General features: G+C 51.7%; 14 protein-coding genes and 2 tRNA genes. 2 read left to right on the forward strand and 14 right to left on the reverse strand.

Features of this window, described 5'->3' with window-relative positions; genetic code table 11:
* Nucleotides 1-80: 80 nt before the first annotated feature.
* From ACRRUX_RS18000 to ACRRUX_RS18050, 11 genes are all read right to left on the reverse strand, one after another.
* Nucleotides 81-156: transfer RNA gene (locus ACRRUX_RS18000), tRNA-Lys, on the reverse strand.
* Nucleotides 157-226: 70 nt separating this feature from the next.
* Nucleotides 227-302, reverse strand: a tRNA-Lys gene (locus ACRRUX_RS18005).
* A 136-nt stretch (nt 303-438) separates the two neighbouring features.
* Nucleotides 439-1,185, reverse strand: a complete 747-nt coding sequence (gene ybgF / locus ACRRUX_RS18010; RefSeq protein WP_432532911.1) for a tol-pal system protein YbgF — start codon at nt 1,183-1,185, stop codon at nt 439-441.
* An 18-nt stretch (nt 1,186-1,203) separates the two neighbouring features.
* Nucleotides 1,204-1,746 carry a peptidoglycan-associated lipoprotein Pal gene (gene pal / locus ACRRUX_RS18015; RefSeq protein WP_432532913.1) on the reverse strand — a complete coding sequence of 181 codons (543 nt, stop codon included), beginning with the start codon at nt 1,744-1,746 and terminating at the stop codon, nt 1,204-1,206.
* A gap of 29 nt (nt 1,747-1,775) precedes the next feature.
* Nucleotides 1,776-3,104 carry a Tol-Pal system beta propeller repeat protein TolB gene (tolB, locus tag ACRRUX_RS18020; protein WP_432532915.1) on the reverse strand — a complete coding sequence of 443 codons (1,329 nt, stop codon included), beginning with the start codon at nt 3,102-3,104 and terminating at the stop codon, nt 1,776-1,778.
* Between the two features lie 9 nt (nt 3,105-3,113).
* Nucleotides 3,114-4,025 carry a cell envelope integrity protein TolA gene (tolA, locus tag ACRRUX_RS18025; protein ID WP_432532917.1) on the reverse strand — a complete coding sequence of 304 codons (912 nt, stop codon included), beginning with the start codon at nt 4,023-4,025 and terminating at the stop codon, nt 3,114-3,116.
* A 28-nt stretch (nt 4,026-4,053) separates the two neighbouring features.
* Nucleotides 4,054-4,491, reverse strand: coding sequence for a protein TolR (gene tolR / locus ACRRUX_RS18030; RefSeq protein ID WP_432532919.1), 438 nt, complete (start codon nt 4,489-4,491; stop codon nt 4,054-4,056).
* The gene (gene tolQ, locus ACRRUX_RS18035) at nt 4,491-5,180 is read right to left on the reverse strand and encodes a protein TolQ (protein WP_432532921.1); all 690 of its coding nucleotides are present in this window, start codon (nt 5,178-5,180) and stop codon (nt 4,491-4,493) included. The genes tolR and tolQ overlap by 1 nt, the downstream gene beginning before the upstream one ends.
* Nucleotides 5,170-5,568, reverse strand: coding sequence for a tol-pal system-associated acyl-CoA thioesterase (gene ybgC, locus ACRRUX_RS18040; RefSeq protein ID WP_432532923.1), 399 nt, complete (start codon nt 5,566-5,568; stop codon nt 5,170-5,172). Before ybgC ends, tolQ begins: the two co-directional genes overlap by 11 nt.
* Nucleotides 5,569-5,733: 165 nt before the next feature.
* Entirely contained in the window at nt 5,734-7,896 is a 2,163-nt protein-coding gene (locus ACRRUX_RS18045; protein ID WP_432532925.1) for a prolyl oligopeptidase family serine peptidase, read from the reverse strand.
* Between the two features lie 811 nt (nt 7,897-8,707).
* Nucleotides 8,708-9,571, reverse strand: a complete 864-nt coding sequence (locus ACRRUX_RS18050) for a flagellar protein MotY (RefSeq protein WP_432532927.1) — start codon at nt 9,569-9,571, stop codon at nt 8,708-8,710.
* Between the two features lie 146 nt (nt 9,572-9,717).
* Here ACRRUX_RS18050 and rnt point away from each other — a divergent pair, with 146 nt between their 5' ends.
* Nucleotides 9,718-10,404 carry a ribonuclease T gene (gene rnt, locus ACRRUX_RS18055; protein WP_432532929.1) on the forward strand — a complete coding sequence of 229 codons (687 nt, stop codon included), beginning with the start codon at nt 9,718-9,720 and terminating at the stop codon, nt 10,402-10,404.
* 42 nt (nt 10,405-10,446) lie between these two features.
* On the opposite strand, the gene ACRRUX_RS18060 is transcribed toward rnt, so the two are convergent.
* Nucleotides 10,447-10,998: a hypothetical protein gene (locus ACRRUX_RS18060; protein WP_432532932.1), complete on the reverse strand. Its 552-nt coding sequence runs from the start codon at nt 10,996-10,998 to the stop codon at nt 10,447-10,449.
* A gap of 118 nt (nt 10,999-11,116) precedes the next feature.
* Nucleotides 11,117-11,722, reverse strand: coding sequence for a peroxiredoxin (locus ACRRUX_RS18065; RefSeq protein ID WP_432532935.1), 606 nt, complete (start codon nt 11,720-11,722; stop codon nt 11,117-11,119).
* Between the two features lie 269 nt (nt 11,723-11,991).
* Between ACRRUX_RS18065 and ACRRUX_RS18070 the strand changes: the two genes are divergently transcribed.
* On the forward strand, nt 11,992-13,311 hold the full coding sequence (locus ACRRUX_RS18070) for a Na+/H+ antiporter family protein (protein ID WP_432532938.1): 1,320 nt from the start codon (nt 11,992-11,994) through the stop codon (nt 13,309-13,311).
* Between the two features lie 126 nt (nt 13,312-13,437).
* Here the strand turns inward: ACRRUX_RS18070 and ACRRUX_RS18075 are convergent, their stop codons facing one another.
* A complete protein-coding gene (locus ACRRUX_RS18075) occupies nt 13,438-14,046 on the reverse strand; it encodes an FMN-binding negative transcriptional regulator (RefSeq protein ID WP_432532941.1) in 609 nt (202 codons plus the stop codon).
* Nucleotides 14,047-14,228 lie beyond the last annotated feature (182 nt).

A 14,228-nucleotide genomic window follows, 5' to 3' on the forward strand; every position in this document is an offset into this window, starting at 1 on the left:
CAACTGCTCTACCGACTGAGCTAACGACCCATATTGTGGTGCAACCTGTTATCAGACTGCGGACTTCCTCAAAGAGAAAGTGGTGGGTCGTGAAGGATTCGAACCTTCGACCAATTGGTTAAAAGCCAACTGCTCTACCGACTGAGCTAACGACCCACAAGGTATTATCGATGAACCCCAAAACCTTAGTTAGATACTGCCATAAGACAATGCTAACTTGTTGATTTGGTGGGTCGTGAAGGATTCGAACCTTCGACCAATTGGTTAAAAGCCAACTGCTCTACCGACTGAGCTAACGACCCATTCATCGTGCTTCGTTGCGGACTGTGCCGCTCCGAGGGCGCCTATAATACCTTTTTCGGCTTTGCATGCAAGTGCAAAATCCTGTTTTCCAATCGCTTGCCTGAAAAACAGACTAAGCGCATATTTTTTAATTAATTAACCTTTAAGACCAGCTAATTGTTGAGCAGCAATACGGGCTGAGGAGGTATCGGCGTACTCTTTTTGTACCTGCTGATAGAGATTTCTGGCCGACGTTTTATCGCCATTCTTCTCTGCGATCAGTCCCAACTTCAATAAACTGTCTGCACGTTTATTGGAGTCTTTATAACGAACAGCCACTGACGTAAACGCCTGCTTGGCTGCCGCATAGTCACTCTTATTATATTGCAGCTGCCCCAACCAGTAGTAAGCGTTGGCGATCAGGCTGGACTGTGGATACTGTTTGATGAAATCCTGGAACGCGAGGATAGCATCATCATACTTACGCTCTTTCTGCACCAGATCGAGCGCATGCTGATAACTGGCCGTCTCGCCAAGTGTTGCCGTGGCGGCGCCGGTTCCTGTTGACATGGGTGCAGTTGCCACTGGCGTGACCGCAACACTGGTTTTTTGTGCTGATAACTGAGCGATTTCGTCATACAACTGACGCTGACGCTCGAGCATTTGATTAAGTTGATAATTCTGCTGCTCAACCAGGCCTCGCAGATCCAGCACTTCTCTTTGTAGAGTATCGACCCGGTTCTGCAGTTCAAAGTCTGCCTGTTGCTTGGCTTTAATAATTCTTTCCAGGCGTGCCACTCTATCGGTGGCACTACCGCTGCCCAGATCTTCAACCGGAGCAGGGCTGGCGATTGCCGCCCCCGCTCCCATGAAAATCAAGCCGGCCAAAACCGCTTTTTTCATGTGTTGTTTTCCTGACTATCAGTACACCAATACGGCGCGACGATTCTTGGCAAATCCATCATCGGTACGGGACAGATCCAGTGGCTTCTCTTCACCGTAGCTGACAATGCTCATTTGTCCTGGCAGTACGCCCATGCTCTGCAGGAACTTGGCCACGGCTTTGGCGCGACGCTCACCCAAAGCAATGTTGTATTCAGGAGTGCCACGCTCATCGGCATGACCTTCAATCAACACCCGCACATTGGGATTCTCCACCAGGTAATTGCCATGAGCCTGAATAATTTCCAGAAACTCTGGCTGTACTTCACTGCGGTCAAAATCGAAGTAAATGACATGTTCACGGCGCAGCTCCTGCTCTTTCTGACGCTGCTGCTCTTCCGGTGTCAGCATCTGGCTGGCACTGCCAGTTTCTACACCACCGGTTACTGAGCCAGATGAGCTGGTGCTGCTGCCGACACCTTCGGTGGCATCAGTGCCAGACTCGGAAGTTGAGCTACAGGCGCCCAGTGCCATCAACGGCAGTGCAACGGCTATGGCTTTCAACAATTTGTTCAGTTCCATGTTTTTATCCTTTTCGTTTGAATCGTTAATCAGAGAAATGGCGACCAGGAAGGTGATTTCACATCTCCCTGCCCCGCCGGCAATCGAGCCTTAAACCGTCCGTCCATCGACACTGCAGCCAACACCTGACGACCATTGTGGGTAGTGCCATAAATCACCATAGTACCATTGGGCGCCACACTGGGCGATTCGTCCAGACGTGTGGAAGTCAAAACCTGCATAAAGCCGGTTTGCAGATCCATACGGGCAATGTTGAACTTGCCATTGGTCCGGTTGACAAACACCATACTGCGGCCGTCGGGCGTAATGCTGCCGCCCAGATTCCACTCGCCTTCAAAGGTCATACGGGTAATCTTGCCGGAAGCCAGATCAACCTTATAAATTTGAGGACGCCCCCCCCGCTCTGAAGTAAACAGCAGGGCGTTGCCATCGGGGAACCAGGATGGCTCGGTATCGATGGCATAGTGATTGGTAATACGCTTGATGGCGCCGGTGGCAATGTCCACCGTATAGATTTCCGGTTGACCGTCTTTTGACAGGGTTACCGCCAGTTTCTTGCCGTCAGGTGAGAATACCGGTGCACCATTGATACCGGGAAAACTGGTCACCTTTTTGCGCACCTGGGTATAAATATCCTGCACAAAAATCTCGGCCTGTCGGTTCTCGAAACTCACATAGGCCAGCTGGCGACCATTAGGTGACCAGGAAGGCGACATCAGCGGCTCAGGTGAACTGAGCAACATCTGTTCGTTGAAACCATCATAATCGGCAATCATCAACTGGTATGGTTTGGGCTTGGAATGATCCACCACCACATAGGCGATGCGGGTCAGGAATGCACCGCGAATACCGGTCAGCTTCTCAAACACCACATCACTGATCCTGTGACCATACTGGCGGAATTGGCTGGCGGAGATCACGGTCTGGCGGCTGTCCATCAGCAAATCGGCCCTGTCGGTTTTGCCCTGGGCAACCTGCATCTGGTTTTTGATCAAATCAATCAGTTCAAATTCCACCAGATACTGGTTCGTGCCATGAGGCTTGATGGAGCCCATCACCAGCGCCTCTGCATCAACATTGGCCCAGGCAGAAGGATTGAACTGCGCCACCTGACTGATGTTTTGCTGAGGCAGCGCAGTCAGGGCGATTGGCTTAAAAGTACCGCTGCGGGTCAGATCCGACATCACCACATTGGCAATTTGCTCTGGCACCGGGCCTGTCCCCTGCCAAACAAAGGGCATCACCGCTATCGGACGTGCGGTATCGACCCCCTCGGTAATCACAATATCCAGCGCGGCCTTTGACGGCAGGCTGACCACAATCAACAACAGGGCAAAAATTTTCCCCAGGATTTTCATGAGACGTCCTTAATTAAACTCAGGTTGTACTGTGAGATTGATTTCTTTGAGCTGCTGGTACACATCGGCCTCAGGCGACACCGGCAGGCGTCCGGCCCGGGTAATGGCCGCCTCGGCCGCGCGGCAAACTGTCGAGTCCCCGGAGAGCACCCTGGTTGCCGTCACAAAGCCATCCTTCGCCAGACGAATATACACCTGACAGGATTTACCCCGCATCGCCTCGTTTACCACCAGATTTCGCTGGATGGTGGCTTTGATCATGGCAGTGTAACGTGATACTTCCGATACTACCTGCTGATTACGTCTCGATGCCAGTGCAGCCTGCTCAGCCGCCATGGCTTCTTCCATCATGCGCTCCTGCTCACGACGGGCTTTCTCTTCAGCCTGGCGTTTTTTCTCTGCTTCTTCGCGGCGTTTACGCTCTTCAGCCGCTTTCTTGGCCGCCGCCTCTTCTGCCTTGCGTTTTTCCTCCGCTTTACGGGCAGCTTCTTCTGCCGCGGCCTTCTCCACTTCCTTACGCTTACGCTCAGCTTCCGCAACAGCCGCTTTCTGTTTTTCTTCCTGCTCTTTTTGCTTGGCGACCCTAGCCGCTTCTGCAGCACGTTTGGTTTCCTGCTCCTGCTGCTTGCGTTCAGCTTCCAGTTTGCGGATACGCTCCTGCTCGCGCTCGCGGGCCTGTTTGGCTTCACGGGCTTTGCGATCCAGCTCCTCCTGACGGGCCTGCTCTTTGCGTTGCTCATCCAGCTTTTGCTGCTTGAGTCTTTCCACCTGAGCCGCCACCTTTTGCTGATCGACCACCACGGCCTGCACAATAGGCTCATTCACTGGCTGTGGTATGGGCTTGGGCGCGTCAACCGCAAAGTCGACACCCAGTACCAATAAGCCTATGATGCCAAGATGAATTCCGGCTGAAATCAGCATAGGAACCGTTAAATCCTGTTTTGCCAACTCAGTTTTCCTCCGGTGATTCGGTCATCAGGCCAACAGACGGCACACCAGCCCCCTGCAAGGTCACCATTAGTTGGATCACTTTTTCATAGGCGATGGATTTATCAGCCTTCACCACCACAGGACGTTCTGGCTCCAATTGCACAATCGCGGCCACACGCACCGCAATCTCTTCCAAATCCAGGGTTTCATGGCTGGCCGCAGCGCCAATATCCAGATAGTAATCGCCAAACTCATCAATGGAGGCCACTACCGGCGGTTTACCTTCGGCAGGTAATGCCTCGGCCTTGCCCTGAGGCAAGTCGACCTTGACACCCTGAGTCACGATGGGCGCGGTCACCATAAAGATGATCAGCAACACCAACATGACGTCGATATAGGGAACCACGTTGATCTCCGCCACCGGCCGCCGGCGTTTGCGTTGATAACCCTGCATCATCACACGGCTTCCTTCTCGCTGTAGGCCTGACGATGCAGGATGCTGGAGAACTCGTCCATAAAGTTGGCGTAGGCCAGTTCAAGCTTTTCTACCTGAGTGGCAAAGCGGTTGTACGCGATAACCGCCGGAATGGCGGCAAACAAACCGATGGCCGTGGCAATAAGCGCTTCAGCAATGCCGGGAGCAACCATAGCCAAAGTGGCATTTTCCACCGCGCCAAGAGCAATAAAGGAGTTCATGATGCCCCACACAGTACCAAACAGACCAATATAAGGACTGGTGGAACCAATGGTGGCCAGCAGCGGCAGGTTGGCTTCCAGCGCCTCAACTTCGCGGTTGAGCGACACCCGCATCGCACGGTAACTGCCATCCATCACCGCAGAGGGCGTCCGGCCACTGAGTTGACTTAAACGGGAAAACTCTTTAAAGCCGGCAACAAACATCGCCTCCATGCCGGAGTTTTGCTCCCCCCGGGCCTGCAATTCAGCATACAGTCTGTTCAGGTCAACACCGGACCAGAATTTGTCTTCAAACTTGAGCATGTTGGCCCGAGCCTTGGTCAGCAGACTGCGACGCTGAATAATCACCGCCCAGGACATAATGGACAGACTCAGCAGTGTCAGCATCACCAGTTTCACCAACAAACTGGCCTGCATAAACAGCCCGACAAACGACATATCAGCGTGCACTTTCAAACTCCTGAACAATAAAAGGGGGAATTGCATGAGGTTTCATGCAGGACAACTGAACGCAGGCAACGGTAATTTCTGCCTCGCAATAACACTGACCATCGGCATCCACCAGACGCTGATGAAACTTCAGTGATGCCCGTTTCAGCTGACTGATGCTGGAGACCACCTCCAGCGTCTGCTCAAACTTTGCCGGGCGCCGGAAGTTGATATCGGCGTGACTGACCACAAAGGCAATATCCTGAGCGAGCAGTTCAGTCTGCCCAATCCCCATGGATTTGAGCCATTCCGTCCGGGCTCGCTCGAAAAACTTAAGATAATTGGCATGGTATACCACACCACCGGCATCAGTATCTTCGTAATAAACAGAAATAGGCCAATAAAACATAAAGTCGGTGCTGCAATTTCAGTGCGTTAAGAGATGCCTAACTATACCTGTCCCGCAACGGGAAGTGAATGCCACCACATATAACGCCCGCATGCAAATTGACAGATAAAGCAATAGACACAAAAAAGGGGCAAAAGTGCCCCTTTTCATGCTTTTTGTCGCTTTTTACAGACTCTTTGGCATCTTCAGACCAAAGTTTTCCCACAGGAAGAGATAAATGTCAGCAAACTCGTCAATGCGCATGGCGGTCGGTTTACCTGCACCATGACCGGCTTTGGATTCAATACGCATAATCACCGGCGCATCCCCCAGCTGCTTTTGCTGCATCATGGCACCAAACTTAAAGCTGTGTGCCGGCACCACGCGATCGTCATGATCAGCGGTCATCACCATGGTCGCAGGATATTCACGCTCAGTCAGATTGTGATAAGGCGAATAGGCCAACAGCGTCTTGAATTGCTCAGCATCTTCAGCGCTGCCATATTCACTGGCCCAGGCCCAGCCGATGGTGAACTTGTGGAAACGCAACATGTCCAGTACCCCGACCGCAGGCAACACAGCGGCAAACAGCTCAGGGCGCTGAGTCACCGCCGCGCCCATCAGCAAACCACCGTTACTGCGGCCATAGGCACCGAGCTTGCCCGGATTGGTGTACTGCTGGTCAATCAGGTACTCGGCAGCGGCATAATAGTCATCAAACACATTTTGCTTTTTGTCCAGCATACCGGCCTGATGCCAGGCTTCGCCATACTCAGCGCCGCCGCGCAGATTAGGCACAGCGTACACACCGCCCATATCCATCCAGGCGATGTTGGCCGGGCTGAATCTTGGGGTCAGGGAAATCGAGAATCCGCCATAGGCATACAGCAGAGTCGGGTTATCACCGTTGCGCTTGAGCCCTTTTTTGTAGGACACCATCATGGGCACTCGGGTGCCATCCTTGCTGGTATAAAACACCTGCTCAGACACATAATCCTGCGGATTGAATGCGACCTTGGGCTCAGCAAATACAGTCGACTCACCGGTGCGGAAATCGTATTTGTAGATGGTGGTTGGCTGCACATAGGAGTTGAAGCTGTAGTAGAAGTAATCCTTGTTGCGCTTGCCACTGGCATCGGACACTGTGCCCTGCCCCGGCAATGCCACATCCTGACGCTTCACGCCGCCCAGGCTGTAGATAGACATTTTACCGAGCACATCATGCATATAGGTCGCGACAAAATGGTCGTTGACGATGTCAACACTGCTTAAGGTGTCTTCACTTTCCGGGATCAGCGTCTGCCAGTTGGCTTTGGCTGGCCTGGTCACATCGATGGCAATTACTTTGCCCTTGGGTGCATTCAAATCGGTCTTGAAATAAAACACAGCACCATCATTACCGATAAAGCTGTATTCGGCCTCAAGCTCGCTCACCAGCTCAACCACAGGCGCATTTTTCTGGGTCAGTGACTTATAGAAGAAACGGTTCCGGGAATCCGTCCCCTGGGAGACTGAAATCAGCAAATAGTCGCCTTTATCAGACACTGTGCTGTAAAAACCCCAATCTTTATTCTGTGGGCGCTCATAGATCAGCAGATCGTCAGTCTGAGGAGTGCCAATTCTGTGGTAGTACACCTTCTGATTGAAATTCACATCCGCCAGTTTGTCGCCACCGGCCGGTGCATCGTAACGGGAGTAGAATACGCCCTTGTTGTCGTGATCCCACTGGGCAGATGAAAACTTGATCCACTCCAGTTTATCACTCAGCAATTTGCCACTGCCGACATCCATAAACTGCCACTGCTGCCAGTCTGAGCCAGAGCTGGAGACACCATAAGCCAGAGTTTTACCGTCATTGCTGACAGACAAACCTGACAGCGCCACCGTGCCATCCTCAGACAGCTTGTTGGGATCGAGCAGCACTTTTTCCTGACCGTCTTTACCCTTGACGTACAACACGGACTGAGCCTGCAAACCATCGTTACGGAAATAGAACTGGTTGTCACCGTGTTCAAATGGCGCGGTTACCTTTTCGTAGTTCCACAATTCGGTAATCCTGTCCACCAATACCTGCTTGCCGGGAATATTGGCCAGATAATCCTGACCGAAAACCTGCTGCGCTTTAACCCAGGCTTCGGTTTTGGCGTCATTGACTTCAAGGAAACGATAAGGATCAGCCACCTGCACACCATGCAGGGTTTCAACCAGATCATCGGTCTGGCTGATGGGGTATTGGTATGCTCCTGAAGTGGCGTCAGTCGCTGGAGTATCTGTGGAGTGACAGGCAGTCAATGCGCTTCCCAGCATCAGCGCAATGGCGCTGTGCTTCATTCCTGTGAGTATTGTCATCTTGGTTCCTTGTTATCTTTCTTGTTTGTTCCCGGCGAATTTGGGTCTGGAACGATGCTGCAGATTGGCCGCACAGCACGAAACCGGGCAATCTGAAAGGAACATGCAGGGAGTGCCCTTTGTCAGTTGATTGCCCCTGTGACAAGCGCTGCAGGCGCTATCCGGCATGGCCACCCGGGGTTTGGCTACTATACAAAGAATTGATAACAAAGCAACGCCGGTCCGCTCCTGGACTGTCAACAAATGTAAGTCTGTAATGGCAAAGGATATCGCCAAAGCAATCTGCCGCTTCCTGTTTGCGATATCTGCAAATCAATCTATCGATTGTGCCTCACCGATCACCGCTTTTAACAATTCGTTTTCATAATGCGATGCAGTGAACCGCTTAAATATGCAAATATTCTGAGTATCTTACTGTTAATGACGATTTCACTGAATTTGCGTGACCTGGCTCACCCAGAATGCCATTAGATTTACTTATCTGAAATCAGAATATTTCTCGTTTGGCAGAAGCTCCCTTTCGACCTAAAATTCTCCTCGTTTTCAGGAAGCTCCCGCCAACTGCGGGCAGTGAAAACAAGAACTTCTGACTTGTGTGAAATCTTTCACATCTGTCAATCCCTGGTTCTTATGCTTGACTTCCTTCCTTCAATTTGTTGATTGCAATGCTTTATTTTGCGGCCCGCTACCCCTGATAGCGGGCTTTTTTTTATCCGCAGCATTCCTGAGCCAACAAATTCACCGGCAACAATTCAAAGCAAAAGGCCCGGTCTTGTGCAGACCAGGCCTTAAAAAGATCATTGCCCCAGCTTTATTTACTGATTCTGACCACAACCCGCCGATTCAGAGCCCGCTGCTCCGGCGTTCCATCCGGCCCGATGGGACGGGTTTCTCCATGCCCGGCCGTTAAAATACGCTCTTCCGGTATTCCGCCTGACACCAACAGTGCTTTCACGCTCCCCGCTCTTTGCTCAGAGACCCGTTTGTTGACACTGCGACCTCCATAGCTGTCGGTGTAACCATCCACCAATACCAGTTCGACCTCAGGATCATAAGTCAGGTATTCCTGTACCCGTGCAAGCTGGGTCTTGGAAAATTCAGTCAGTTCAGAGCCGCCACTGTGATAACTGAGCACAGTAAAGGCAATATCATCGAAACTGTACGGCAACAGCGATGCTAGACAAGCCTTGAAGTCTGTATATTTACCACCGAAATTGACCGCAGAGAGTCCCACCGCCACCTGATTGGAAGCCTGATACCAGTCTCTGTAGTAAAAAGTCGGCTCCATCCCCCGCTCCAGCTCACTGAGCATCGACCAGGCCGCTTTTTTAGGTACTTCGCCATTAAAGTATTTGTGATAAGTCAGCGAGGTGATCTCATGGGACGGAACTCCGGGGCGCCAGCGCGGCGCATTGCTGATAAGTACGGCTTTGGTGGCTGCATCAGGTTTTGCCCACATATCCAGAGTAAAAGCCATATTCAGCTCTTTTCCTGCCCGGCTGACAAAAACCGCCTTGCCGTATGCAGGAATATCGTGTTCCAGACGACATTCAATACGGGGACTGGCTGAAAAACGCCACTGAGAATCATCCAGACCTGCCCGATAATGCCTGAGTTCAGCCACTGCAGAAAAGGAGATCCCAAGGCAAAGCAGGCACAGCAATGTTTTCGACATAGCGCTCGCGACTCCCGGGAAGGCTTCAAACTAATCCTTTATCGGCAAAAATATTCGAACCTTTAGCTGATAATTCAGCCAATCAGGCATGACACTTAAGGCTATCTTTAGCATAATACCGGCTCGATTTTTTGCCCGAGAGAGTTATGAGCGAGATTAGCGACGCCAACAAGATGAAATACCGTTTCCGCGGCTATTTCCCGGTAGTGATCGATGTGGAAACGGCAGGGTTTAACGCCCAGACCGATGCGTTGCTGGAAATTGCCGTAACCATGCTCAAGATGAACGAGCAGGGCGAACTGGAGCTGGATCAAACGCTGCACTACAACATTGAGCCCTTTGAAGGTGCCAATCTTGAAGCAGAGGCGCTCGCCTTTAACGGCATTGACCCAAACAATCCTCTGCGCGGGGCGGTGAGTGAAAAAGAAGCCTTCCTGGATATTTTCAAAAAAGTGAAAAAAGCCCAGAAAGCCGCGGACTGTCACCGCAGTATCATAGTGGCGCACAATGCCGCCTTTGATCATGGTTTTGTCAGCAAGGCCATTGAACGTAACGATATCAAGCGCTCGCCTTTCCACCCCTTTGCCACCTTTGATACGGCAACCCTGGCAGGACTGGCTATTGGTCATACCGTTCTGGCGAAAGCCTGTAAAATGGCGGGGATTCCCTTCGATAACAAAGAGGCCCACTCCGCACTGTACGACACAGAGCGCACCGCTGAGCTGTTTTGTTATATCGTCAATCGCTGGAAAGCCCTGGGCGGCTGGCCAATACCTGTCCTTGATGCTGAGTCTGAATCAGCATCCAGTGACAATGATAACTCAGCAGAGTAACTCATATTTCAGTGATAAAGAGCCGGACTTGAGTCCGGTTTTTTATTGGCTAAAAGCCTGCTGCGGCGTAATGCACTCGTCCACAGCAAGAGGCTGAGGCTGCTTCCAGCTGGTCGTCCAACACTCATCATAAATGGAGCAATAGCAGAGTTTAAGCTCTGTTTCTGATGATGCCTTATGGAGTAAGGCAATCAGCTCTGGCTTGTCACTGGACATCACCTTAATCTGTTTGGTCGCTGGTAGAACACTGGTTGAGATATGGGATTGGCTATAGTGAATCGTATCAGCGTCCGGCTTTTTGTCCCCCGCTATGCTGGCCATGTACTGATCCCAATGAATTTGAGGTTTGCCTTTCAGCGTCAGTTCGGCCCATTTTACCACTGCTGGTCCGGTACCATTATTGGTGACCAGATAGGCATAGACGTCAGAGTTAAATGATCTGCCCACCTCCAGCCTGGGCCAAACAGAGGCTCTGGCATAAGCTCTGTCGATATACGCTGAGTACAGCGCTACCCCCACGGCCACCAGACTGACCAGAAGTGCCGACAGCCCAACGATCATCTCAGGTTGTTGAAACCAGCTTTTATTTTCCATACCGCCCTGTCTCCCAATTTTTTTAGGATAAGCTAATCAACGAAGGCGTCAGGTTCAAGACAAGCATAAAAAAAGCTGCCCGCAGGCAGCTTTAAAGGAACTTATCGCAGAATCCCTGTTACAGGTCGTCAGCGTTTTCAGCCAGGTAAGAAGCTACGCCGTCTGGGTTGGCAGACATGCCCTTCTTGCCTTTTTCCCAACCAGCAGGACATACATCACCGTGCTCTTCGTGGAACTGCAGCGCATCGATCATACGCAGCATTTCATCAACGTTACGACCCAGCGGCAGATCGTTCACTACCTGGTGACGCACCATACCTTCTTTGTCGATCAGGAAAGAACCACGGAAGGCAACACCGGCTTCTGGGTGCTCAACATCGTAGGCTTTACAGATGTCATGCTTCACGTCAGCAACCAGAGTGTACTGCACCTGGCCAATGCCGCCCTTGTCAACCGGGGTGTTACGCCATGCGTTATGGGTAAACTGAGAATCAATAGACACGCCGATCACTTCAACACCACGCTTCTTGAATTCGTCCATACGGTGATCGAAAGCGATCAGCTCAGAAGGACACACGAAGGTGAAGTCCAGTGGGTAGAAAAATACAACGGCTGGCTTGCCCTTGATGGCAGCAGTCAGGTTGAAGCTATCAACGATTTCACCGTTACCCAACACTGCCGCAGCGGTAAAGTCCGGGGCCGGACGGCCAACTAATACGCTCATTTAATACCTCCATCTATGGACTGAGCTAAGGATTATTCCCGTAAATCAATTGGCATTATAAGAACTTGGCCCGCACAGACAACCTATTTAGGATCAATATCATGGTTTCGCTGAAATTTTGACTCAGAACTTAAAACCCCGCAGGCTCATCCGTCGGCAAAGTCACACAGTCAGGCAGTTTTCGAGCAATCACGCGCTTTACACTGGACATTGGCGCAAAACCCGGTAAAAACTATCGGCTTTGTCACTTAAAATAAGAAAATTCAAATATGAACGCAGTCGTTGTCGCTGTGAGCCTGATGCTGGCCCTGAGCCTGGCCAGGGTCAATGTCGTGATCGCTCTGACCATCAGTGCTCTGGTGGCCGGTTTGCTTGGCGGACTTGACCTGCATCAGACCATTGCAGCCTTTAACACAGGTTTGGGAGGGGGAGCCCAAATCGCACTGAGCTACGCCTTGTTGGGAGCATTTGCCGTGGCGCTGAGCCACTCCGGCTTAACGACTCTGTTGTCCAATAAGCTGATCCGCTCTGTGGGCAAAGAGCCCAACGACAGCAATACCAGGATGGTACGTTGGGGGCTATTGATTGCTCTGCTGGCCATGGCTATTTCTTCACAAAACCTGTTACCGATCCACATTGCCTTTATCCCTATTCTGGTACCGCCACTGCTGCATCTGATGTCCAAACTCAAACTGGACAGGCGTATGGTGGCCTGTGTGCTGACCTTTGGTTTGGTCACCACTTATATGATTTTGCCCGTGGGATTTGGCGGCATCTTTCTGAACGATATTCTGCTGGCAAACCTGAAAACCAACGGGCTGGCAGCAACGGCAGGTCAAATTCCTCCTGCCATGATGTTACCGGCACTGGGCATGCTGCTGGGGATGTTGACCGCGGTCTTTATCAGCTATCGCAAACCCAGAGAGTACAATGAGCAGGAAATTCTGCGCGCAGAGCCGGAAGAGAAAATCAACAAGCGCAATATTGTGATAGCCCTGTTGGCGATTGTCGCCACCCTCTCAGTGCAGCTGTATACCGATTCGATGATCTTCGGCGCACTGGTCGGCTTTATGGTGTTCAGCTTCTCCGGTGCACTCAAGCATGTGGCAGATCAGGACATCTTCAATCAGGGTGTGCGCATGATGGCAAACATTGGCTTTATCATGATTGCAGCGGCAGGGTTTGCCGCGGTGATCAAGGCTACCGGCGAAGTCGGCACTCTGGTGTCTGCCATTGGCGGTATGCTGGGCGACAACAAGGCATTGGCAGCGTTTTTGATGCTGGCTGTGGGACTGCTGATCACCCTGGGTATCGGCTCCTCCTTCTCGACCATTCCGATTATTGCCACTATTTATGTGCCACTGGCACTGAGTTTCGGCTTTTCGGTACCGGCCACCATTGCTCTGGTTGGCACTGCCGCCGCCCTGGGCGATGCCGGCTCACCGGCATCGGATTCAACACTGGGACCGACTGCAGGTCTGAACGCTGATGGCCAGCATGACCATATGCGCGACAGTGTCATCCCCACCTTTATTCACTACAACATCCCATTGCTGGTGTTTGGCTGGATAGCGGCCATGGTGCTCTAAACCACACCAATCAATAGCCGTTCCGGTAAAAAGCCCCCGCAGTTCAGCTGTCGGGGGCTTTTGTTATCAGCTCTACATTGCCGTGCCCTGCAGCACCCGGCTTGGACGACTGCCAATTCCGTAATATCAACCCACACCGAGTTGATGTTTTAGCATATACTCCAGCAACAATTTGGCTTCCAGCCCGTTACTGCCGGTAAGCGCAGCCGTGACGCCCCGCTGATCGTCACAGGATCTGTGCTGCCCCAATTTTTCCTTGGCCTGAATATCGTCAATCTCAATCTGAAATCCCACCACAGCCGCAGCCAGTTTCTGCCGGTATTGTGCTGGCATCATCTGCTTATCCGTCAGCAACTGGGGCTCATATTCAGCAATCAGCGCATCCATCGACTGGGGTAATTGGCAGTCATCCAGCAACTCAAGCCGGCCATAGCAGTGCACCGCAGCATAATTCCAGGTGGGCACCGCCGGCGCGCTGGCGTACCAGTGTGGTGAAATATAAGCATGAGGACCGGAGAAAATGGCCAATACTCTCTGCCCTTCAATTTCTCGCCACAGATGATTGGCTTTCGCCATATGGCCTTGCAGCCATCGCCGACCACGCTCATCAACGTGCAACGTCAACGGCAAATGGGCAGCCTCCAGCGAGGGGGTAATCAAGGTTGCAAAACCATACTGTTTGATAAAAGCACCGACCCGCTCCGGCGGCATCCTGAGTTTACCCGGGATATACATATGTCTCCTTCCCTGAATGAAATTGCTATCACATCTACTGGCTGACCGAACCCTGTATGGGCTTGTGTGTCGTCCATCTACCGCTGCCAGCATAGGCTGAGCTTGAGGATTCGCCAAGCGTAATACCAATCCGCATAAGAGTTTAGTCACTCAGCGAGAATTTAAAGGTGTGAAGACAATCA

The organism is Shewanella sp. GXUN23E (genome assembly GCF_050865035.1).
Classification (GTDB): domain Bacteria; phylum Pseudomonadota; class Gammaproteobacteria; order Enterobacterales; family Shewanellaceae; genus Shewanella.